The following is a 22,496-nucleotide window of genomic DNA, read 5'->3' on the forward strand; positions in this document are numbered from 1 at the left end:
TAGGATAAGATTAAATAGTGCGATCGTTTCGTTTCACGTAAGGTAAGGTAAGGTAAGGTAAGGTAAGGTAAGGTAAGGTAAGGTAAGGTAAGGTAAGGTAAGGTAAGGTAAGGTAAGGTAAGGTAAGGTAAGGTAAGGTAAGGTAAGGTAAGGTAAGGTAAGGTAAGGTAAGGTAAGGTCTCGGGCGATAATTTTGCAAACTTATTACATATAATGTTCGCGCACTTCTGTATTTTTAGGCCAGTTTAAACCGAGGCAAACCGGACAGTATGGAAATAAATAAACTTGATAATGCGCCTTTTACGGCATACCAAAAACTGGTGGTCTTTTTATTGGCCATGACACAATTTACGGTCGTGCTTGATTTTATGGTGATGTCACCGATGGGGGATATCCTGATGAAAGCCATCGATCTCAAACCAGCTCAATTTGGCATTGCGGTTTCGGCCTATGCTTTTAGCGCGGGTGCTTCGGGGCTGCTTACCGCGGGCTTTGCCGATCGTTTTGATCGAAAGAAGCTGCTGCTTTTTTTCTATTCTGGCTTTATTATCGGAACTTTCTGCTGTAGTTTTGCCAACGATTATTGGACTTTGGTCGCTGCTCGAATTATCACAGGCCTCTTTGGAGGGGTCATTGGTTCGATCTCCATGGCTATTATCACCGATATCTTTACGCTTCAGCAACGTGGACGTGTGATGGGCTTTGTACAGATGGGCTTTGGCGCCAGCCAGGTCCTAGGCATTCCGATAGGTCTGTATATCGCAAACAATTGGGGCTGGCATAGTGCCTTTTTATGGATTGCCGTGATGGCTTTAATTATTGTCATTATCATTGCAATTAAACTCATTCCGATTACAGCACATATCGGTCTTCAGAAACATCAATCTGCGTTAAAGCACCTTTGGCTGACTTTTTCACAGCGAGAATATCGTATCGGCTTTGCTGCAACAGCCTTGCTATCCATTGGAGGTTATATGATGATGCCTTTTGGAAGTGCTTTTGCAGTCAATAACCTCAAAGTTAGCCACGAGCAGCTGCCGATGTTGTTTATGATTTCGGGTATCGCTTCATTGATTATTATGCCTATCGTCGGGAAATTGAGCGACCGTTACGATAAGTTTAAGATTTTCGCGTTCGCTTCCCTTTGGCTCATGGTTGTCGTATTTATCTACACGAACCTAGGTGTTACTCCATTTTATATTGTTGTTATCTTAAACATTTTAATGATGGCGGGCATTTTAAGTCGGATGACGCCTTCTTCCGCTTTGATCACGGCTGTTCCGGAGATGAAAGATCGGGGTGCATTTATGAGTATCAGTTCATCGTTGCAGCAGCTGGCAGGAGGTGTGGCAGCTTCGCTAGCAGGTGTAATCATTGTTCAAGAAACAAAAGAAAGCCCCTTGGAACATTATCCTACATTGGGGATGAGTGTGATTCTGCTCTCTATCATCGGTATTTTTATGATCTACCGGGTGAGCAGTATGATTAAAAAGCGAAAAGCCAATTCTTAAAACAAAATTGTTCTTATCGTTATTAGTTCTTAAAATATAAATTGCTAAAGAGAGATGGAATTATGGAAAAAATAGTTAGATATCCACATCCAAATGGAGAGATAACCGTTCTTTGGATACCTGAACGCTGTGCACATGCTGCGGTTTGCGTGAAGAGTCTCCCAAATGTGTATCATCCGAAAGATAGGCCTTGGATCACAGCCCAAAATGCCAGTACAGCGGAATTGATTGAACAGATCAAGCATTGCCCTTCTGGAGCACTTCAGTACGAATTGAAAAAATAATAGTTGTTGTATTGTTAAGGCAAAAAAAAAGCATCATTTAATTATAAATGATGCTTTTCTTGTTGGCGGTCTGGACGGGACTCGAACCCGCGACCCCATGCGTGACAGGCATGTATTCTAACCAGCTGAACTACCAGACCTAAAATCTTAAAAACTTATTTTGTTAAAGAACATATGAGATTTCTCTCTCTTTTGAAGCGGTCTGGACGGGACTCGAACCCGCGACCCCATGCGTGACAGGCATGTATTCTAACCAGCTGAACTACCAGACCTCAACCCTTCTCCTCAGAAGGTGTGCAAATATAGCGTTTGTTTACGTATCTGCAAAGATTTTTTGAAAAAAAACTAATCTACTTGACCGTCTTTCATCTTCTCTGCATTCTCCGCAAACTGCAATGCATCGATAATACCTTGAATATCACCGTCCATAATTGCCGGTAAGTTGTACATCGTCATTCCAATACGGTGCTCCGTTACGCGACCTTGTGGGTAGTTATAGGTACGAATTTTTGCCGAACGGTCTCCAGTAGATACCAAAGTTTTTCTTTTTGCAGCGATGTCGCCGTTCTTTTTGTTCAACTCGAGCTCGTAAAGTTTGTTCCGCAACATCTCCATCGCTAACTCACGGTTGGCTAATTGAGAACGTTCTACTTGACAAACCACAACGATACCACTTGGTTTATGCGTCAACTGCACTTTTGTTTCAACCTTGTTGACGTTCTGTCCACCAGCACCACCTGAACGGGATGTCTGTAATTCAATATCACCCGGATTGATCTCAACATCGACATCTTCAGCTTCAGGAAGAACTGCAACAGATGCTGCAGAAGTATGTACACGACCTTGTGTCTCCGTATCCGGAACGCGTTGTACACGATGTACACCTGATTCGTATTTCAATTGTCCGTAAACGTCTTCACCGATGACTTTTAAGATCACCTCCTTATAACCGCCAGAAGTTCCTTCGGTAACGTCCATTACTTCGTTGCGCCAGCCTTTGGTTTCGAAATAACGTGTGTACATGCGGTAAAGGTCGCCAGCGAATAAGGCTGCTTCATCACCACCTGATCCACCACGAATTTCGATAATGGCATTTTTCGCATCTTCAGGATCCTTCGGAATCAACATTAAGCGAATTTCTTCTTCTTTTTCTTCTTTTGCTACGTATAAAAGATCCAATTCTTCTTTAGCCATCTCACGAAGTTCTTGATCCTTCTCGTTCATGATGATGTCCTTATTGGTATCAATATTACTCACCATATTTTTGTAAATATGGTACTGATCCACGATTTTGCCCAAATCTTTGTACTCTTTATTCAATTTGGCAAAACGTTTCATATCTTGCATGGTATCAGGGTTGCTCAATTCAGCTTCCACTTCTTCCCATCTTTCTTTTATCGCTTGTAATTTATCTAACATATATCAAAAATGCTTCTTCTAGGAATGTATGACCTAGATTACTATTGAGTGTACAAAAGTAAGGAAATTTTGTTGCTTTTAAACAACCTAGCCTGCTATTAATGAGAGGAAACTGCTTTTAGTCCCACGATGGAAGCAATCAGCGTGAAAATAAAGAATATGCGCCAAAAATCTGCAGGCTCCTTAAAGAAGATGATCCCCATTAAAACTGTGCCTACTGCACCTATTCCGGTCCAAACAGCATAAGCTGTGCCTAAGGGAAGTGTCTGTGTAGCTTTGATCAATAAGCCCATACTTGCAAATAAGAATACGACAAAGGCACCGTACCAGAGCCATTGCGCATTTCCGGTCGCATCTTTGGCTTTACCTAAGCAGGTCGTAAAGCCGATTTCACATAATCCACCCAATATTAAAAATACCCAGTTCATATCTTTTTTGATTTTTTGTTTCGATACAAAGATCCGGCTTTAGGGCGATAATAATTTTTACAAATGTTAAAAATTTGTGTGAATATTTGCGCGAATCCGGCTTAGGGTAACCTGACTGACACCGAGATAGGAGGCGATGTAACCAAGTTTGATCCGTTGAATATATTGAGGGTATTTTTGAAGTAACTCGGCATAGCGCTCTTGGGCAGTATTAAAGAGCTTGGACATGGTTCGTTGCTCGGCCTTGATAAATTCAAGTTCAGCCATCTTTCTTCCCCAGTTGGCAATGGCAATATCACTTTCGTAGAGATCAAAAAGTTGCTTTTGGTCTATCTGATAAACAACACTGTCCTCCAAAAGGTCTATATTTTCATAACCCGGGGTATCATGGACATAACTATTCATGGATATGAGCGTTCCACCGGGTGAAACGAAATCCAAGGTAATCTGACGGTTGGCCGTCTCGTAGTAAACGCGGGCTAATCCGGAAGCCAAAAAATAGAGATTTTTTTGAATTTTGTCCTGTTCGATCAGCAGGCTATTTCTTTTCGCTGTGATTTTCTTACTGACCTGCTCCAATTTTACAGCACTTTCAGGCGTTAGAAAGTGGTAACCGTTCAGGCAATCGGATAAAGAAATTAGGATTTGCTCGCCCATTTTTCCAAACGTAAAGTTTCACCATCCCATACTGCATAGGTATGGTAATTGATCCATTCCCCTAAATTTAGAATACGGCTATTGGAGTTGAGTTCAACATCATAGGGAAGATGTCTATGGCCAAAGATATAATAGTCGTGATGTTGGGTTGACTCCAGCTCCTTTGCATAGCCAATCAGCCATTCTTTGTCTTCACCCAAAAACTTTTCGTCCTCATTATTCGAAAGCCTACTATGTTTGGACCAGCGTGTCGCGATTCCGATTCCAAAATTTGGGTGCAACCGCGCAAATAACCATTGGCAGAGACGGCTCCGAAATACTTTCTTGAGTACCTTGTATTTGTAATCACCCGAACCTAATCCATCGCCGTGGTGAATATAAAAGTGTTTTCCGTTGAGTTTTAATTCCAGCTCATTGTCGATGATCTGAACATTTAATTCCTTTTTGAGGTAGTCAAACATCCACATATCGTGGTTTCCTTTAAATAAAGTAATGGGAATGCCGAGATCCGAAATTTCGGCTAATTTACCCAAAAAGCGGATATAGCCTTTCGGGACAACCGTGGCATATTCAAACCAGAAATCAAAAATATCACCAACAAGATAGAGCTGTGCAGCATCTGTTTTGATCTGGTCCAGCCACTGTATAATTTGCAGCTCCCTTTCCCGTGAACGTTCCAAGGGGTAAGATCCAAGATGAAAGTCGGAGGCAAAATAAATTTTTGTTCTTGTTGACATGTGGCCAAAACTAAAAAAAAATGGCGGCGAATACAAAATTCGCCGCCACAATATAATTTGCTATGATTTCGATAATTCGGTGATGAGCGCCTTTAGATATTCCGTGGCATCGGGATCAATGCGCTTCAAAGACTGCTGAAGTTGATCGGGATAAGCACTTTTTATCGCCATGATTGAACTTGCGATAACCATATAAGATTTGTCATTTACAGCGTTCAGAATTAGACTTTTGTATTTTTTATCTTTTGTCTGTGCGAGCTTTTGAATCGCAGAGGCGCGGATGACAGAGGCTTCGGATTTCTCTGCAAGTGTCAAGATTGTTTTTTCTGTTGATTTGCGAACCGTGGGATTGCTTAAATCGAGCCCTTGAATTGCTGTTGCAGCAAGATCCGCATCGGTATCCGCCAATGCTTTTGTTAAGATTTGCTGGCTGATGGTATTTGTCGGATTTTTTGAGGCGTATGCAATCGCACCGACGCGGTTAGCAAATGAAGGTGCATGCTCATATTGATACAGATAGTCGGCATCTGACTTATCGATTTGAATTTGACCAACGAGTGTTTTTTCGGGATCGACATCAATAAATTCAACAGCAGCAGGTAAAGGAATCATAAATTGGGCATTCCGCTTGTTGAGTTGAAAGGTCTGTCTGATCTTCCCATTTTTCGTATAGATATCGACGGCTAAGGGAAGCTGGAATGTCTGCACGGTTGAATCTTGAATTTGGGCTACATTCAGGATGATACTGTTCTCTCCGTTTCTTGTCGTGATTTTCAAAATTGGATGCCCGCCTTGGTAATACCATTGATTGAAGTACGGAGCCCAGTCTTTTCCGGTCACCTCTTCCATCGCTAGACGGAGTTGTTGCGGTTCGCCGGTTTTAAAGGAATTGTCTGTCAAGTATTTTTTCAACGATTGATAGAATGCTTCATCACCCATTTGTTCTTTTAAGGCATAGAGAATCAAAGAACCTTTTGCATAGCTGATATTATCAAACATATCTTCTTTATCATGATAATAATAACGGGCTAAAGTCGGACTTTTTCCATTTTTTGTCGATTTGAGATAAGACTGGAGTTTTTCAAATCTAGATTTATCGCCACGATCTTTACCACCATCGTGCTCACGCCAGATAACCTCGCCGAAAGTAGCGAAAGATTCATTCATGGTCAAATTGGACCAAGATTCTGCTGTTACCAAATCGCCAAACCACTGGTGAAACAGTTCATGGGCAATCGTTCCCTCCTGATTATCGTCCAACAATTCGCGTTTTGTCTTTTGTACATGTTCGCCATGTAGGGTTGCACTTGTATTTTCCATGGCGCCTGAGACATAATCGCGACAGACAATCTGTGCATACTTATTCCAAGGGTAAGGAACGCCTAGAGTCTTGCTGTAAAAATCCATCATGGCCGGTGTCTTTCCGAAGATATCTTTGGCATAGGGTGCATATTTCGGTTCAAGGTAGTAGTCAACGGGGATATTGTTGTATTTGTCCTGATAGATTTTAAAATCACCAACGGCCATCATAAATAGATATGGGGCATGTGGTAAATCCATTTTCCAGGTATCTGTACGTGTACCATCACTATTTTTCTGTTGATTGCTCAATGCACCGTTCGATAAACTGACGTAATTGTCAAGAACGGTCATGGAGATTTCAGCCGTCGTCTTTTGGTTGGGGCGATCAATTGTCGGGAACCAGGCTGATGATGCTTCAGTCTCGCCCTGTGTCCATATTTGACGAGGTTTGTTGGGTGTGCGTTCATCTGGATTGATAAAATAAAGCCCCTTAGCATCGTTGATTGCTGCACTGCCCCGCGCCTTCAATAAATTGGGCTTTGCGGTATAATCGAGGTATACTGTATATTGCTCCTTTGCAAGGTAATTCCGGTCGAGCTTAATCAGTAGAGAGTGATCATCATAGGTATATTTCAAGGGAATCATTTGTGTGCCATTGACCAAAGATACCTGTTTAATATCCATGCCTTTTGCGTCAAGGCGGAGGGAGTCTGTTGGGTAGAAATAGGGTTGTAAAGTGACCCATTCTTTGCCATTTAGAAATTGGTTTGTATAGTCAAAACGTACATCGAGTTTGGTGTGGACAAGATCGTTGATCTTGGTAGGGGTGGCTCGATATTGCTGATCTATAGGTAATTGTTGTGCTTCGCTTATTCCGATTTGAAGAATGGAAATCGACAAAGAAAGGTATATGACTTTTTTAAACATGGTTATAGTATTTTCAAGATTTAAATAAATCTAAAGAAATTTCGGTTGTGATAAAAATATACGCTGCAGAAATGTGTCTAATGCTACTATGAGCGGCCCATGTTTTGTTTATTTATTCGCTTTGATTTAGGTAGTTTGGATGCTAACGTAAAGGACAAGCGGGAAGTGATGAATCTAGGCTTTTTAGTTATTATTCGAGGAAGAGAAAAAACTGCCTGAGGTAGGTAAGAGGTCGATAAATTTGTTTATATTCAACTCAAATTGAATTTTCAAATGCTAAGTGAATAAAACTTAGATTGGTTGAAACAAGTATAAGGTTTTATGATAAATAAGAATTTTGGTCTTATCCTAATGATGATAGGTATGGCAGGTACAGCGACGACTGGTTATGGACAACAGTTGACATATCCGACGACAAATAAAGGAACCGTCGTGGATGAATTTTGGGGTGAAAAGATAGCCGATCCTTACCGCTGGTTGGAAGATGATCGTTCAGCTGAAACAAAAAGCTGGGTACAGGCAGAGAATAAAGTGACTTTTGACTACTTGAATGCTATTCCATTCCGTACAAAATTAAAAGATCAATTAACCGAAATATGGAATTATGAAAAAATAGGAACCCCGTTTAAGGAAGGCGAGTACACTTATTTTTTTAAGAATAATGGCTTGCAGCAACATGCTGTCCTCTACCGTAAACTGGGGGAGGGAGGAGCAGAAGAAGTTTTCTTGGACCCAAATACGTTCTCGAAAGATGGGTCGACTTCATTGGCCGATGTTTCGTTTTCAAAGGATGGGAGCTTAGTCGCCTATTCTATTTCTGAAGGGGGATCGGACTGGCGGAAAGTCATTGTACTGAATGCCAAAGATAAGGCGCCTGTGGGAGAGACATTAGTAGATGTCAAATTCTCTGGTATTGCTTGGAAAGGAAACGATGGTTTTTATTACTCGAATTACGATAAGCCAAAGGGATCTGAACTTTCTGAAAAAACAGACCAACATAAATTATACTACCATAAACTTAAAACAGCTCAGTCTACAGATAAATTGGTTTTTGGCGGTGCTGCAACACCGAGACGTTATGTCGGTGCTTCATTAACAGACGATCAACGTTACCTGATTATTTCCGCTGCAAATACGACAACAGGAAATGAACTTTATTATCAGGATCTCCAGCAACCGAATAGCAAGATTGTCTGCCTACAAGATCATTTTGATGCCAATACAGGTGTCGTTGACAATATTGGGGATAGTTTCTTATTGGAGACAAACTACAAGGCTGCCAACAACCGTTTGGTAAGAGTTGATTTGAAGAATCCTGCAAAGGAGAACTGGAAAGATGTTATTCCAGAGACTGAAAATGTGCTTTCGATCAGCACCGGAGGTGGTTATCTTTTTGCAAATTATTTGAAAGATGCGGTTTCAGTGGTGATTCAATATGATTATACCGGTAAAAAGATTCGGCAAATAGAATTGCCAGGTGTAGGCACAGCGAGTGGTTTTTCGGGCAAGAAAAAGGAAAAAGAAATTTATTTTGGTTTTTCAAATTACATTACGCCTTCTTCAAGTTATAAGTTTGACGTGAATTCTGGTCAGTCTGCACTTTATATCAAACCTAAGGTGAAGTTTGATTCCGATCAGTATGAATCGAAACAGGTTTTCTACACATCCAAAGATGGTACTAAGGTTCCGATGATTATTACGTACAAAAAGGGGATTGTCTTGAATGGGAAAAACCCGACGATTGTGTATGGTTATGGCGGCTTTAATATCAGCTTGACACCTGCCTTTAGTACTTCCGTTGCGGTGTGGTTGGCAAATGGCGGTGTTTATGCTGTTCCGAATTTACGTGGGGGCGGCGAATATGGTCAGAAATGGCATGATGGCGGCAGACAGTTCAATAAGTTGAATGTGTTTAATGATTTTATTGCCGCCGCACATTATCTTCAGGAGAATGGTTATACATCACCCGAGTACACCGCTTTATCGGGGGGATCCAATGGTGGTTTGCTCGTGGGCGCAACAATGACAATAGATCCCAAAGTAGCCAAGGTCGCACTTCCTGAGGTTGGTGTTTTGGACATGTTGCGTTATCATACCTTCACAGCCGGTGCAGGTTGGTCCTATGATTATGGTACAGTCAATGATAGCAAAGAAATGTTTGACTATCTGAAAGCATATTCTCCGGTGCACAATGTGAAAACTGGAGTTTGCTACCCAGCGACGATGGTCTTTACGGGAGATCATGATGATCGGGTGGTACCGGCGCACTCCTATAAGTTTGCTTCCGAACTACAGGCAAAACAAGCTTGTGATAATCCTGTATTGATTCGTATTGAGACAAAAGCTGGTCACGGTGCGGGAAGGTCAACAGAAGTCCTGATCAATAGTACAGTTGATAAATATGCTTTTGCCCTTTGGAATATGGGTATTAAAGAATTAAAATAAGCGGACAGCAGTCAAAGACTCAACATATTGTCTGTCTTGTTCTCCATAAAAAAGCCGCGATCAATAATTTGATTGCGGCTTTTTTTATTCATTGACTATTCGAATATCTTCTTATTGCCAGGTCTTTTCACCCTTTTTCATTTTCTGTAATGTTGCTACATATTCTTCTTTTTGAGTAGCATCGGTAATGAGTGAGATCGCTTTTTCTTGCGTTTTAATTGCTTTTTCTTTTTCTCCAAGGCGATATAATATGTTTGCAAAAGTGTCTAAATACATGGGTGCATCTTTTTCTTTTTCGTTGGATAATTTGCTCCATTCAGCTGCTGCTTTTAGGCACGCTGGGTCATTGCAGTTTTCAAAAATGGACCACGCCATGTTGTTTAGTTCTGCAGCGGTAATGGTTGAACCATATTTTGCAATGTATTTATTGAAGCTATCTCTTAAACCAGGGTAATTTTTGGTATAACCATAATAACGTGGTTGCATTTCGAGACTTGCTTTCTCTGTATTCACAGTCGGATATTTTTGCGCCAATTCTTTTTCTATGCTCGTAAAATCAACTGTTTCCTTTGCACGAATTTTGGTGTTTACTGCATTACTAACCAACAGTTGGGAGAGGAAGTCATTTGCTTTCACTTTTTCACTAACGGCATCAAATTTAGCAGGATTGTCTTTGATTAAATTAAAAGCCTTAGAATCGACAACATTCGCCGCTGAAAGTAATAAACTAACATTCTCCTTTGTAAAGATTTGATCCGTAGACAAGGACGCCAGTACGACTCCTTCCGCTTTTGCTTGTGTCTCTTGATCATAAGCTTCTTTGGCAGCTATAGCCATACTTTTGGCGATGTTTACATTTGTTGGGTCGGCATTGAATTTTGCCAATAGTGTTTCATATTGTGTATTTGGATCAAGTGATTTTTGTGCTTTCGCTATAAAATCGTCCGCTTCACCACCACCTACGATACGATGCACAAGGGTACCTTTTGAGTCAAAGATCAGAAAAGTTGGGTAGGCTCTAACTTTATATTCTTTGGCAAAACGATCGGCCTCTTCGTACCATGATTTTACATCTTCATTGTCATTCTTAGTTTTATCCATCTGAATTTTTGCATTGACAAATTTAGCATTGAAAAAATCGCCTACTTTGGCTTGTGGGAAGATGGTACTCGACATATATTTACAGGGGCCACACCAGGTTGTAAAACAGTCTACAAAAATGAATTTGTTTTCTTTAGCTGCTTTTTCTTTAATCTGACTCCAATTGAGCCCATGCTCAAATTTGACCCCTTCGCTCTGCGCAAATAGGAGGGTTGGAATTAGAAATAGCATTAAAATCAATTTTTTCATAATGTTGGTATTTTGGATTTTTAATTTAATCGTTCGTATTGGTCGGGATAGGTTTAGTTTTCCCAAGTTTTTATTCCTTTCATCATTTTGTCCAGTGTTTCTTGATAGATAGGACGATCGTCCTCACTGGCCATTTCGATCGCTTTGTTTTGCCACTTTATGGCTTTTTCTTTCTCTCCTTTCTTATAGAGCAGATTTGCATAGGTATCCAAAAATGCACTGCTTGGATCCTCAAGGATGGATTTCTTGCTCCAGCTTAACGCGGATTCAATACATGCAGTATCACTGCTATTATTAAAAATAGTCCAGGCAAAGGTATTTAATTGGTGTGGGGTAAAATCTTCTGACGAAAGGTAATCATTGATGGTATTCTTCATGGCGACGTAATTCTTCACCTGAAGGTAATAGTGTGCTTTTATTTTCTTGAACATCGGGATGAAATCGATGTCTGGATATTTTGCAGCGAGTTCATTCTGATAACTATCCCAGTTGGGTTCATGTTTGGCATCAATCTTAATCTGAAATAATTCGTTGACGACAACATTAGCCAGGGTGCGGTTGGCAATACCTGGTGACTCTAATAGAATATCGATTTTCTCTTTATTGTTGCGAATAAGATTAAAAGCTTTTGAATTGGTGAATTTGGCAGCTGCCAATAAAATATGGACATTTTCTTTTTTGAATAACTCATCCGTACCCAATGAATTCGCTAAGGTATTTTCTGCCTTTCGTGCAGTATTTTCATCGTAAGCGATATTTGCTGCTTTCAGCATCTGCTTGGCCGTATAAATATCTTGGGGTCTTTTCTCGAACTTTTTTAACAGCGTGTAATACTGTGTTTCGGGATTTAGTCCATCCATCACATGCCCAACAAATTCGGGAGCATCATTTGCACCGACAATCCGGTGTACCGCCTGCCCATCGGAATTAAAGATAAGAAATGTGGGAAAGGATTGAATATTGTATTCATTGGAAATAGCACGCGCATCAGCATACCACTTTTTGACATTGGCATTGTCGGACTCTGTCGAATCCATTTGCACTTTTACACTAATGAAGTTCTGATTGATTGGCTGCCCCACCTGCTCTAGGGGAAAGATCTCATTGCTCATATATTGGCATGGGCCACACCAGGTTGCAAATAGCTCTACGAAGATAAACTTGTTCTCAGCTTGTGCCCGTTCCTTTATCTGCTTCCAACTCAACCCTTCTACAAATTTCACTCCCTTAGTCTGGGCTTGAGCCAAATTCCCGAATAAAATTGTAAGGCATAACGCGATTATACTTCTCATACTCACTCAACAAAAGATTCATAATTATGTTTAAGTTATTAAATTAATCTGAAAACAAAAACACCTCTGATGTATTAATTTCAGAGGTGTTTTCGTGGACTGATAAATCGCTTATTTGATATTTATCTTCGATTTTAAATCTTTTGTTAGACCGTCTTTATGTAACATCAAAGAAGTTGTTTTATATCGTACAAATTCTTTTGATGCATATAAATAACCATGATAGTCATTTGTTGTACCCCAAGAGTTTTTAACGATGTAATACTCTTTTCCGTTTTGATCTTTTACAAGACCTACGATATGCATACCGTGGTCATCTGTAGTCTGCCAGTTGTCGAAAGCTTTTTGTCTTTCTTCCGGTGTTACTTTTAACTCTGGTTTAGGACCAACAAACATTGTTGACTTTTCTTGATCTGTCATTTCCTCGAAAGGTTTTTCTGGTACATAAGCTACACCGTTTTTCCAAGAGAAACCTTTTTCTGATACGTCAGTAGCCCAAGCTACCGTATAACCTTTTTGTAAAGCGTTGTCAATAATGTCCGTTAAATCGTTCATCTTAACATTATAGAAACGGTCGAATGACCAGTTGTCTGGAATCAACAATACGAATTGGCTGTAGTATGGGTGGTCAGTTACCGAAGCAATACCCACGTAATCATCCGGATTGATACCGATTACCTGATCTGCAAAGGTGCGCGGTGTATAGGATTTACCGTTATAGTCAAATTTCTCAGGTACTTCCCCAAGATAAGAATCCATCGCAGCGGTATAGGCTTTTTCCCAGTTTGGCGTTAACGTTTTACCCTTTACTACTGCTCCTAACATCGCATCCAACATATTGGTCATTTCACCAAAGTTGTTACGTGTAGTACCGTAGTGAAGACCTGTGTAAGCCGATTGCGGCATTGTACCATATTTACGGAAAGAGTTCAACACATCATGGAATTGACCACCTTCACCCAATGACAATCCGCCATGAAGGCGTACATACGTGCGTGCTTTATCTAAATACGTGTTGCGCGCGGTATAGATTTGTGAGATCTCCACTGGTTTTTTACCCATACGGATCATTTCTGACTCCAGGAAAGAGTTACCTGAATAAGACCAACAAGTACCAGATGAACCTTGGTTTTTGATGGATGTGTTACCAAGATTGATAACTTCAGTAAATGTAAATCCAGATTTGCTATTGTCATTTTGATTTGCTTTTAGCGCATTGATCAAATTGTCTTGTGCTTGTACTTGGAATGAAGCTGCGAAAAGTGAAGCAGCTAGTACAATCGTTTTATTCCAATTCATTGTTAGTATTTTGTTAATTTAGTGTGGTGCTAAATTAAATAAATAAAATTTAGTAAGGTAAATTCCTCTGTAAAATAATTGTTCTTAAAAATCTGCTGTTTTTCTGCAATCTTTTGCTGGAGAATAGGATATGCATAAAGCATAATATCACATAAAAATGGTCAGAAATTTCTTTCTGACCATGGTGTTCTGTATCGTTTGTAATTTCGCGCGGATTACCGGAGTTTCTCGCCGAATAATGACCGTCGGTACGCTTTCAATAGTCGTTTAATCAGTCGGTTCAGCTTTTTTCGGAAAAAGCAGCGAAGCAATGATACTCAATGCAAGTATGCCGACAATAACGATCAAAGAATGTGTTGTTGTAAAACCTACTTCGGCCAACCAATGATGCAGCAGCATCTTTAAACCAATGAAGACCAGCAAAAATGCTAAACCTACTTTGAGGTATTGGAATTTGTGGATGATATTGACCAAAAGGAAGAACATCGACCGCAATCCAAGTATTGCAAAAATATTGGAGAAAAATACAACATAGGGATCTTTGGTAACCGAGAAAATTGCAGGGATAGAATCCACAGCAAAAATCAAATCCGTAAATTCTATGACCAGCAGTACAAGAAATAGCGGTGTCATATATTTCACGCCGTTCTCTACATGGAAGAAGTGTCCACCATCTAATTTGGGGGTTACCTTAAAGTATCGGGAAGCAAATTTAACGACCGGGTGATTCTGTGGATCCACTTCTTCGTCCTGGTTACGGTTGATAAACATTTTGACCCCTGTAAAGACCAAGAAAGCACCAAAAACATAGAGGATCCAGCCGAATTTAGCAATAAGGGTTGCACCAAGGAAAATAAACAAGAAACGCATAATGATTGCGCCCAAAATTCCCCACACCAAAACTTTATGGTAATAGCGCTCCGGAATGCCAAAAGAAGTAAATAATAATACCATCACAAAGATATTATCTACGGATAGGGCATATTCCACAACGTAACCGGTGATATATTCCAGACCAAGGTTTTTGTTGTAGAGCTCGAGACTCGCCGCTAAATCACCGGGAATGATTTTAATATCGTGGTGGTGTTTGGTAATGATTTCTTGAAGGTGGTCCAAGTCATGGATATTGTGCAATTCAAATCCATAGTGACGGAGAAGCCAATAGAAACCCAAGGAGAATAAGACCCAGATGGCGCTCATGATGCTAGCCATCTTTAGGCTAACAGGTTTGTCGCCTTTGGAGAATAAGCCTAGATCTATTGCTAGCATAAGTGCAATAAAGATGAGGAATCCGCCAAAAAACATTAATTCGTGACTCATTTTATTTTTTTCTTTCTGTTGTATATTTTACCAGCTGCTCCAACCCCGATTTGTATTCACTGTCGGGAAAGTCTTCCAAGATCCGGAAAGCATCTTGTTGGTATTCCAGCATCTTATTTGTAGCGTATTCGAGCCCACCACTCTGGCGGACAAAGTCGATGACTTCAGCCACTTTGTGTGTGTCTTCATTATGGTTTTTAATCAAATTAATGATCCTTCGCTTTTCACTTGAAGTCACTTGATTCAAGGCATAGATTAACGGTAAGGTCATTTTCTTCTCTTTGATGTCATTGCCGAGTGGTTTGCCAACGTCATCTAAACCAAAGTCGAATAAATCGTCCTTGATTTGAAATGCAATTCCGATCTTTTCACCAAATTGATGGAGCTTATCGATTGTCTCCTGATCTGCATTCGAAGAAGCCGATCCACAGGCACAGCAAGAGGCAATCAGCGAGGCTGTTTTCTTTCGAATGACCTCAAAATAAATAGACTCTTCGATATCCAGTTTACGGGCCTTTTCGATTTGAAGCAATTCACCTTCGCTCATCTGATCAACAGCTTCCGATACAATTTTTAGTAAGTGATAATCCTGATGTTTTACAGAAAGGAGCAGGCCCCTTGACAGCAGAAAATCACCCACCAAAACAGCAATTTTATTTTTCCATAAAGCATTGATGGAAAAAAAACCTCTGCGTTCGTAGGAGTTGTCTACCACATCATCATGTACGAGTGATGCGGTATGCAGCAATTCTACGAGAGCAGCTCCTCTGTAGGTGGATTCATTGATTCCGTTGCATATCCCAGCAGAAAAGAACACAAACATGGGCCGCATTTGTTTGCCTTTACGTTTGATCAGGTATTGTGTAATGCGATCCAACAAGGGGACGGAGCTTTTCATTGAAGCTTTGAATTTTTTTTCAAAAGCCTCAAGTTCATGGGCAATAGGACGTTGGATCTCTCTTAATTTTGACATGAATTGGGGTGAAATACCAAAATAGTTAAAGCTTAAAGATAGTGATTTTGTTACAACTCTTCGACTGCTTTCTCAAGATTTTTGTACCATTCCTCACCATAGGTTCGGATGAGAGGATCCTTTAAAAATTTAAATACAGGGACCTGTAATTCTTTACCAAATGAGCATGCATCTTTACAGATATGCCAACGGTCATAGTGAAGTACGTCGAATTCGGGGTAATGTGTTGTCCTGATAGGATAGAGGTGACACGAAACGGGTTTTCGCCAATGCACCTCGCCAAGTTCGTAAGCTTTTTCGATAGCGCATTTTGTAATGCCATTTTCCCAGGTCACATAGGCACATTCTTTATTCCCATCAACACAAGTGGTCGTTAGATCGCCATCAATATCGACAACATACTTCCCTTGCTCTTCAATCGCTTCAATACCTTTCTCGGTCATATAGGGCTTTACTTTGGGATAAATCTCCTCCAATATAGCCTTTTCACTCTCCAATAAAGGTGCGCCTGAATCGCCTTCAATACAACAAATTCCTTTACATTTTGATAAATTACACACAAAGTCATTGTTGATTAGATCTTCGTGCACCAATACATTTCCTACTTCAATCATTCTAATTATTTTGAGTAGCTTGCTTTCTGTCCCAATTTGTATTTTAATCCACTGGCTTCGAGTAATTCCAGTGTTACCGAACCGATTAGAATATCTACATTGGCTTTGACCGGAATACGGTTGCCATCATTGGTTACCCACAGATAAAGTTTGCTATTTTTTTTAAAGATACGTCCTGGTTTAATCTCAGGACTGAATTTGAGACATTCTAAAGTGCCTAATTCCGTTTTTATTTTTTCTATTCCAATATATTGTATGCCTAAGGTGGCAATCTCATCATTCAAAAAATAAGTCAGCTTAAAAGATTCTCCTGGTTTAACAGTCGACAGATCTAGATTTCGGGCGAAATAATAGGAAGAAAGCAAGTCGAAAGTCTGATCTACCTTCGAATTGAAAGTCCCCTTGTTGCCTACAACACTATTTGTCTCCTGGTTGAAGCGCACCTTATCGTTCCGTCTATATCCTCCTTCACGAATGTTTTCCGTATAGTAATACGGTAAAAATGTCTTGCTGTTGATATACGAGTTGTATTCATTTCTCACCGTATATATGGCAAAGGCGCCAGCTGTTTTGCCGGCAGCGTATAGATGAAAGGAAGGGTTTCCGGCTCCATCCTTGGTATCCTCAACGGTTAATGTCCCTGTTGCGGCTGAAATAAAGCCATAACGGAGTTTATATTTTAATTTCTCGCCACCTTTAAATGCCGATTCTTTTAAATGCGGTAAATCTTGAGCGAAAGCAGTACTTACGATAACGGATAAGTAAAGGAGCAAAGTCGATATAAGTTTCATGTACGTAAGTTTACGAAATTTGTTTGAAAAAGAAATGTTAATTTCATTCAAATAAATTTAACTTTTGAAGTTAATGAGACCTTCATGGACGATGACTTATACTTATGTTAAGCTGAGTTATTTAGGCTGTGTCCGCTTAAATACGGGGACCGTAGAACAGGGTTCACCATACATAATACTCTTTGCTACCTTACTCAATTTTACCGTAAACTGCACAAAGGTAGACTCCGGAATAAAAATATCACCACAACCTTTCACAACCACACGTTGATCTCGAAATTGTTCCATGTCAATCTGTTCGATTGCCGCAGCATACTGCATACGCAACAACTCCTCTGAATCCCCAAAAATAACTGTCTTCGCATAGGGTTCCAATTTGTTGGCTAATAACATATAAGCCCAGGTCGGAACAATAGCATCGGCAGTACACGTAATTGCGACATGTTTACCTTCGTATTGCGACCAGTCGTGTGTCTTAATGAATTCTCGGAAATCCTTTTCTTTAAGAATCAAGCCATGGAAGAGATTATCCTTAATATCATAGACTACATTGTCTGCTTTAGGATGGTAGTTGGCCAGGTCAACTGTGACTAACCCACTTTGCGCAACTTTGTTGACAATATCTGTTTGAATATCCATATTTACATCAAAAAAAAAGCCGGACGATAATTCGTCCGGCTACAAATTTACTTAAAAATCTTTTAAAAGAATTTCACTCTATTGTCAATGATTTCAGCTTTGTCTTGTAAAGCGCGGAAAATAGATCCCCAAGCGCGTTGTGCTTTCGCTGCAAGCATTTGTTTCTTTTGTCCGTTGATATCCGAAATCGCGGCAGGATTGGTAAAACCATTTACTTGTACAACATATACACCGGTATTGCCTTCAATCGCTTTGGAAGGTTTGTTTGGCTGTAGCCCAAAAACAGTACCAACCACTTTGTTTTCTAATGCAACACCAGGAATAACTGGATTTGCGAAGACAACATTTTCAACGTGAATAGCTGCTTTACCAACTTTTTGTGCTACTTGATCAATAGAAGATGTACCTGCTAAAGCCTTGTCAAATTTATCTTTCAAGATTCTAGCTTTAACCATATTTCTTACCGCAGGTTCGATATCTTTCTTAACAGCATCCAAGGAAAGAGTTCCTTTAGGCTGTATGTCGACCAAGTTTGCTAAGATATAAGAGGTTTCAGTCTCGAAAACTTTATCTGAAATATCGCCTTTTTTAGCTTCGAAAGCCCATTTGATTAAATCACGTGGAGCTTCGGCGCCATCTAATACATTGTCCATCGCTGTTACGCGTGAGGCTGTTTTTGCTTCCAGACCAAGTTTTTTCGCTTCTTGAGCAAAGTTCTGTGCTGTAGCTGCAGATAAGAATGCTGTTGCTTTGCTATGTGCATTGTTCAACGTTTCTTTTCCGCTGTTGATGACTTTGTCAATGATAGCAACTTTTGCATATTTTGAACTTCCTGATTGTTTCTCAATTTTAATGACATGGACACCAAATTGCGATTTTACAACTTTGATATCGCCCGTTTTGCCTTCGAATACAGCTTTTTCAAATTCAGGAACCATTCGGCCTCTTGTGAAAGTACCTAGTTCACCACCATTTGTTTTGCTCTCCGGATCTTTGCTGAACTGAACTGCAAGCGCAGCAAAATTGTCTCCTTTTTGAATCAATCCTTTGATCGAATCTGCTTTTGCCAATGCTTTATCAACGCCACCTTCAGCAGCAGGGTCCAATAGGATGTGCGATGCTTTCACAGAGTCAGGACTGATAATCGTAGAAACAACTTTTGCAATTTCATACGCATTGTTGTTTAAGAAAGGTCCCACAGTTGTTCCGACCGCAACATTGAAGACAACGGAATCCAATGAAGGACTCAATTGTCCTTTTTTTACATAGGTGAATGGAAATTTGTTGTCGGAGTTGATCGAAGCGAACAATGAGTCATCCTTTGAAACAATTAAATCTTGTTTCAATTTATTGATGGTCTCTTTTACGGCCAATGAATCTTTTGCAAGAGGTTTTGCATCCACCATTACGTATTGGATCGCACGTGTTTCCTCTTGTGTTTTGAACATACTTTTATGCTCATTATAATATTCTTGGTAATCTGCATCAGTCAATTTGGCATCAGCATCCTTAACAGAAGCGTAATCCAAAAGAATGTATTTGAAGTCTGCTAGTTTATTACGCTCTTGGTATTCTTCGTTTGCTTCCAAAGAAGTAACATATACGCTATTAGAAAGCAATTCGCCATATTTGCTGCTTAAACGCTCATCTCTAACGCCTTTCAGTAGTTCCTCCCATTGTTCAGCCACTTGTTGGTTACCTGATGTGTTCATTTGGGTGATAAAAGCACGCAGTTGACTCGGGTCAAATTGTCCTGTTTGTGGGTTGGTAAACGCTTGAACGATTTGAGGTGAAGGGTTGTTACCTTGCACTAAATCATTTAATTCGTCTTTACCGACAGTCAAACCGATTTTTTCAATTTCCTTTTTCAAGATTTCTCTTGATAAAAATTGATTCCATACTTGTTGAACAGCGTAGGTCCGCATTTGAGGGGTCACTGCACCGCCCATTTGTTGTTTGAACATTTCCTCTGTTTGTTCAACTTGCTTACTGAACTCAGGATATTCAATTTCAGTTCCGTTGACTTCCCCTACACGATTTTGATGTCTCGCCCAAAAAGGAGCTCCCCCTCGAACGACATCGCCTAGTAAAAATGCTAAAATTGCGATAGCCATAGCTGCGGTCAAGATGACACCAGCTTTGTTACGCAAAAAGCCCATTAATCCCATAGTCTGCTTATTGTGTTTATATTGTGTAAATACTTGTATTTCGTTAATTTATGCATAGCATAGCAAAATGCGGTGCAAGATACAATTTTTATAAAAAAAAACGGAATATTTTCCTGAATGTAACAAAACAAATTTGAAAACTATTTGTATAAAGTGGAGTTTTTTGTGCTCTTTTAGTTCAAATGATTCGTTTTGAACAACTTAATCGTATAAATAAACTGCCTGGAGGTATTGTCTCGGATCTATACCTGCTGTTAAGCTAAACCTGAATCTGGTTTATGGCCTGTAAATAGTTATTTACCTAAGGAAGGGAAAAGACTGTTGTTGGTGATCACCGTATAACCAGTTGCATTGGCTATATTGACGTGTTTAAAATCCTTGTCCGAAGTAAATGATGAACCTTGTAAGTTACCGCGATTATCCCGAAAGAATGCCGTAATGGGAACATGATTATAAAAGGTCATGTTGCTGTTGCTATCGGCTTTACTTTCGTCATAGATGATCTCTTCTGTTTTGATGACAGAACCGTCAGCCATAGTAACCACCACATTTTTGGTAAATACGGTGGTCTTTTCTTTTTCCCGCCGAATAGCATGGTCGGAAGTAATTCGCTGAGTTTCCTTTAAATTGTCGTCGTAAAAGATGATTTTTATGCTTTTTGGAAATTCGTATACTTCGGTGCTATCGTGTTTGATACGCATTTCAGGGGCTGTGAGATTCGCTTTTACCCGTGTGGAATCGCTATAAATAATATCGACATGACGCGAAATGTCGACCGCCTCTTCCTTTTTCATATTGGCAATGCGGTCTACCTCTTTTAGATCCGGTTCGCAAGAGGTCAATGAGAGCGCCCCTAGTAAAAATAAGAATACTAGGGGCGATATATTTTGGAATATGGATGAAGCAAATGTCTTGCGTACCATCGTATTAATTAATCTAAAGGCGGTTTTCTAAACCAGCGGTCATTGAGGGTAAAGCCGATATTAAAGTTAATATAGCGTTCACGTAGGAGACTGTTGCTGATTTTGCCCATTTGGCCAAATTCTGCAGAGAAGTTTATTTTAGAGAAAGCTCCTGAAAATTGATTTCTTGCCAACGGCAGTCCCACACCTACAGTAACCGCCATATCGTTGATATTCTGGTCGCTTAAGAAATATTGTGTTTTATTATACCTGAAACCAACTCTATAGTCTACTTGGTTCAGATATTTAAGCGAAGTAACATCTGGTGTAATCTGACCACCAATCGCTACGCCATAATTCTTCCGTAGTTCGTTTTCACCCGCTCTGGTCTGAAATCTTGACCAATCGGCATATTTAAAATCGGCCCCGATTAACCATCGGTTGTTACGTGCAAGGGTAATACCTACATTATGTCGCAACGGAAGCGTCAAATGCCTGCTGCTACGGTCCGAAACATAGGTGCTATCCAACGGGATATTTTGGTTGTCTGGATCCGTTGAAGGTGTAACCCGTGTATTAAAAATTGTTGCTCTTTCTTTGATATCATTATTGAGCGACCCTGAATAACCAACGATCAACGAGTATTCTCTATTTAAAGGTTGTTCGTATTGCAGACCATAATCAAAGATAATCCCTTGGATTTCGCGCTTATTTTGTTGTTGTGTATTTAATGCTCCGGATGAAGGCAAAAACTCTACACGGCTATAATCATTTAGGGTTCCAAATAGATAAGACATATTGGCACCAATACTCAGACCTTTTACAATGCGTACCCCCCAACCTGCATAGGCTTTAGTTAAACCACCTTCGCCCGTGAAAACTTTCGTATAGGGATCAGAATTGACTGTTCCCGTTGAAGATGTCCGATAGCCTATATCTGAATAGGGAAGAATACCCAAGCTGATACCACCAAATCGTTTCATTGGGAATGTCATGGTGATGTGGCTAAAGGCAAAGTCAGCGGTATTATCCGATCTTGTTGTCGAATTTAACTGCGTGTAGTTCCCGTATAAACCAGCATCAAAGGTCGTAAACTGTGTAGCAGAATAAGATGCAGGGTTGCTTGGGTTGGTATTATACACGCCATTGATTCTCCGGACAGCGGTATTGACACCTCCCATCCCTCTATATTGTGGCAATAAATCTTCACGCATCTGACCAAGTCCAAATTGAGAATAAGGTGATGCGGATGTCGTTTTTTGTGCAAATGCGGTAGTAGAACTAGCTAAAATTCCACCTGCTAACAACAGTTGGAGTGATTTATTTCTTAGAGAGCTTGTAAAGCGTTTCTGCATGGTCAATCTATAAAATTGAGAAACTAATGTTTATTTAGTTTTAGTGAAATTTTCGAGTTATCTGACTCTTATATTAAATGTTC

20 protein-coding genes and 2 tRNA genes are annotated in these 22,496 nt (G+C 40.1%); 3 read left to right on the forward strand and 19 right to left on the reverse strand.

What is annotated here, in order from left to right; genetic code table 11:
• Nucleotides 1-10: 10 nt before the first annotated feature.
• Nucleotides 11-199, reverse strand: a complete 189-nt coding sequence (locus tag BGP15_RS21835) for a hypothetical protein (RefSeq protein ID WP_286770734.1) — start codon at nt 197-199, stop codon at nt 11-13.
• A gap of 70 nt (nt 200-269) precedes the next feature.
• Here BGP15_RS21835 and BGP15_RS21840 point away from each other — a divergent pair, with 70 nt between their 5' ends.
• Together BGP15_RS21840 and BGP15_RS21845 are read left to right on the forward strand one after the other, a co-directional pair.
• Entirely contained in the window at nt 270-1,511 is a 1,242-nt protein-coding gene (locus BGP15_RS21840; protein WP_070563286.1) for an MFS transporter, read from the forward strand.
• 62 nt (nt 1,512-1,573) lie between these two features.
• Nucleotides 1,574-1,795 (forward strand): (4Fe-4S)-binding protein, encoded by a 222-nt coding sequence (locus BGP15_RS21845; protein ID WP_046672314.1) that lies wholly within the window; start codon nt 1,574-1,576, stop codon nt 1,793-1,795.
• Nucleotides 1,796-1,858: 63 nt separating this feature from the next.
• Here the strand turns inward: BGP15_RS21845 and BGP15_RS21850 are convergent.
• The 7 genes from BGP15_RS21850 to BGP15_RS21880 form a co-directional block, all read right to left on the reverse strand.
• Nucleotides 1,859-1,935, reverse strand: a tRNA-Asp gene (locus BGP15_RS21850).
• 58 nt (nt 1,936-1,993) lie between these two features.
• A tRNA-Asp gene (locus tag BGP15_RS21855) sits at nt 1,994-2,067 on the reverse strand.
• A gap of 73 nt (nt 2,068-2,140) precedes the next feature.
• Nucleotides 2,141-3,214 (reverse strand): peptide chain release factor 1, encoded by a 1,074-nt coding sequence (gene prfA, locus BGP15_RS21860; RefSeq protein WP_070563288.1) that lies wholly within the window; start codon nt 3,212-3,214, stop codon nt 2,141-2,143.
• A gap of 98 nt (nt 3,215-3,312) precedes the next feature.
• A complete protein-coding gene (locus BGP15_RS21865) occupies nt 3,313-3,642 on the reverse strand; it encodes a DMT family transporter (protein ID WP_070563291.1) in 330 nt (109 codons plus the stop codon).
• A 66-nt stretch (nt 3,643-3,708) separates the two neighbouring features.
• Entirely contained in the window at nt 3,709-4,299 is a 591-nt protein-coding gene (locus tag BGP15_RS21870; protein ID WP_083295835.1) for a Crp/Fnr family transcriptional regulator, read from the reverse strand.
• A complete protein-coding gene (locus BGP15_RS21875) occupies nt 4,281-5,036 on the reverse strand; it encodes a UDP-2,3-diacylglucosamine diphosphatase (RefSeq protein ID WP_070563293.1) in 756 nt (251 codons plus the stop codon). Before BGP15_RS21875 ends, BGP15_RS21870 begins: the two co-directional genes overlap by 19 nt.
• Nucleotides 5,037-5,096: 60 nt before the next feature.
• Nucleotides 5,097-7,265, reverse strand: coding sequence for a M1 family aminopeptidase (locus BGP15_RS21880; protein ID WP_286752239.1), 2,169 nt, complete (start codon nt 7,263-7,265; stop codon nt 5,097-5,099).
• A 321-nt stretch (nt 7,266-7,586) separates the two neighbouring features.
• Here BGP15_RS21880 and BGP15_RS21885 point away from each other — a divergent pair, with 321 nt between their 5' ends.
• Nucleotides 7,587-9,710 carry a prolyl oligopeptidase family serine peptidase gene (locus BGP15_RS21885; protein WP_286770735.1) on the forward strand — a complete coding sequence of 708 codons (2,124 nt, stop codon included), beginning with the start codon at nt 7,587-7,589 and terminating at the stop codon, nt 9,708-9,710.
• Nucleotides 9,711-9,821: 111 nt separating this feature from the next.
• Here the strand turns inward: BGP15_RS21885 and BGP15_RS21890 are convergent, their stop codons facing one another.
• The 11 genes from BGP15_RS21890 to bamG form a co-directional block, all read right to left on the reverse strand.
• Nucleotides 9,822-11,060 carry a thioredoxin family protein gene (locus BGP15_RS21890; protein WP_286752241.1) on the reverse strand — a complete coding sequence of 413 codons (1,239 nt, stop codon included), beginning with the start codon at nt 11,058-11,060 and terminating at the stop codon, nt 9,822-9,824.
• A gap of 53 nt (nt 11,061-11,113) precedes the next feature.
• A complete protein-coding gene (locus BGP15_RS21895; RefSeq protein WP_286752242.1) occupies nt 11,114-12,352 on the reverse strand; it encodes a thioredoxin family protein in 1,239 nt (412 codons plus the stop codon).
• Between the two features lie 111 nt (nt 12,353-12,463).
• On the reverse strand, nt 12,464-13,651 hold the full coding sequence (locus BGP15_RS21900; protein ID WP_286752243.1) for a C1 family peptidase: 1,188 nt from the start codon (nt 13,649-13,651) through the stop codon (nt 12,464-12,466).
• 267 nt (nt 13,652-13,918) lie between these two features.
• The gene (locus BGP15_RS21905; protein WP_115047120.1) at nt 13,919-14,971 is read right to left on the reverse strand and encodes a TerC family protein; all 1,053 of its coding nucleotides are present in this window, start codon (nt 14,969-14,971) and stop codon (nt 13,919-13,921) included.
• Between the two features lies 1 nt (nt 14,972).
• Nucleotides 14,973-15,944, reverse strand: a complete 972-nt coding sequence (locus BGP15_RS21910) for a polyprenyl synthetase family protein (protein WP_070563314.1) — start codon at nt 15,942-15,944, stop codon at nt 14,973-14,975.
• Nucleotides 15,945-15,994: 50 nt separating this feature from the next.
• Nucleotides 15,995-16,558, reverse strand: a complete 564-nt coding sequence (locus BGP15_RS21915) for a DUF3109 family protein (protein ID WP_070563316.1) — start codon at nt 16,556-16,558, stop codon at nt 15,995-15,997.
• Nucleotides 16,559-16,563: 5 nt separating this feature from the next.
• Nucleotides 16,564-17,349 carry a DUF3108 domain-containing protein gene (locus BGP15_RS21920; protein WP_070563318.1) on the reverse strand — a complete coding sequence of 262 codons (786 nt, stop codon included), beginning with the start codon at nt 17,347-17,349 and terminating at the stop codon, nt 16,564-16,566.
• Between the two features lie 117 nt (nt 17,350-17,466).
• A complete protein-coding gene (locus tag BGP15_RS21925) occupies nt 17,467-17,988 on the reverse strand; it encodes a DUF2480 family protein (protein WP_286767611.1) in 522 nt (173 codons plus the stop codon).
• 62 nt (nt 17,989-18,050) lie between these two features.
• Nucleotides 18,051-20,156 (reverse strand): peptidylprolyl isomerase, encoded by a 2,106-nt coding sequence (locus BGP15_RS21930; protein WP_112373868.1) that lies wholly within the window; start codon nt 20,154-20,156, stop codon nt 18,051-18,053.
• Between the two features lie 293 nt (nt 20,157-20,449).
• Nucleotides 20,450-21,079: an LPS export ABC transporter periplasmic protein LptC gene (gene lptC / locus BGP15_RS21935; protein WP_286752246.1), complete on the reverse strand. Its 630-nt coding sequence runs from the start codon at nt 21,077-21,079 to the stop codon at nt 20,450-20,452.
• 8 nt (nt 21,080-21,087) lie between these two features.
• Nucleotides 21,088-22,413, reverse strand: a complete 1,326-nt coding sequence (gene bamG / locus BGP15_RS21940; RefSeq protein WP_046672330.1) for a BamG family beta-barrel-assembly machinery protein — start codon at nt 22,411-22,413, stop codon at nt 21,088-21,090.
• Between the last annotated feature and the right edge of the window lie 83 nt (nt 22,414-22,496).

The sequence above is a fragment of the Sphingobacterium sp. 40-24 genome (genome assembly GCF_001899705.1).
Taxonomy (GTDB): domain Bacteria; phylum Bacteroidota; class Bacteroidia; order Sphingobacteriales; family Sphingobacteriaceae; genus Sphingobacterium; species Sphingobacterium multivorum.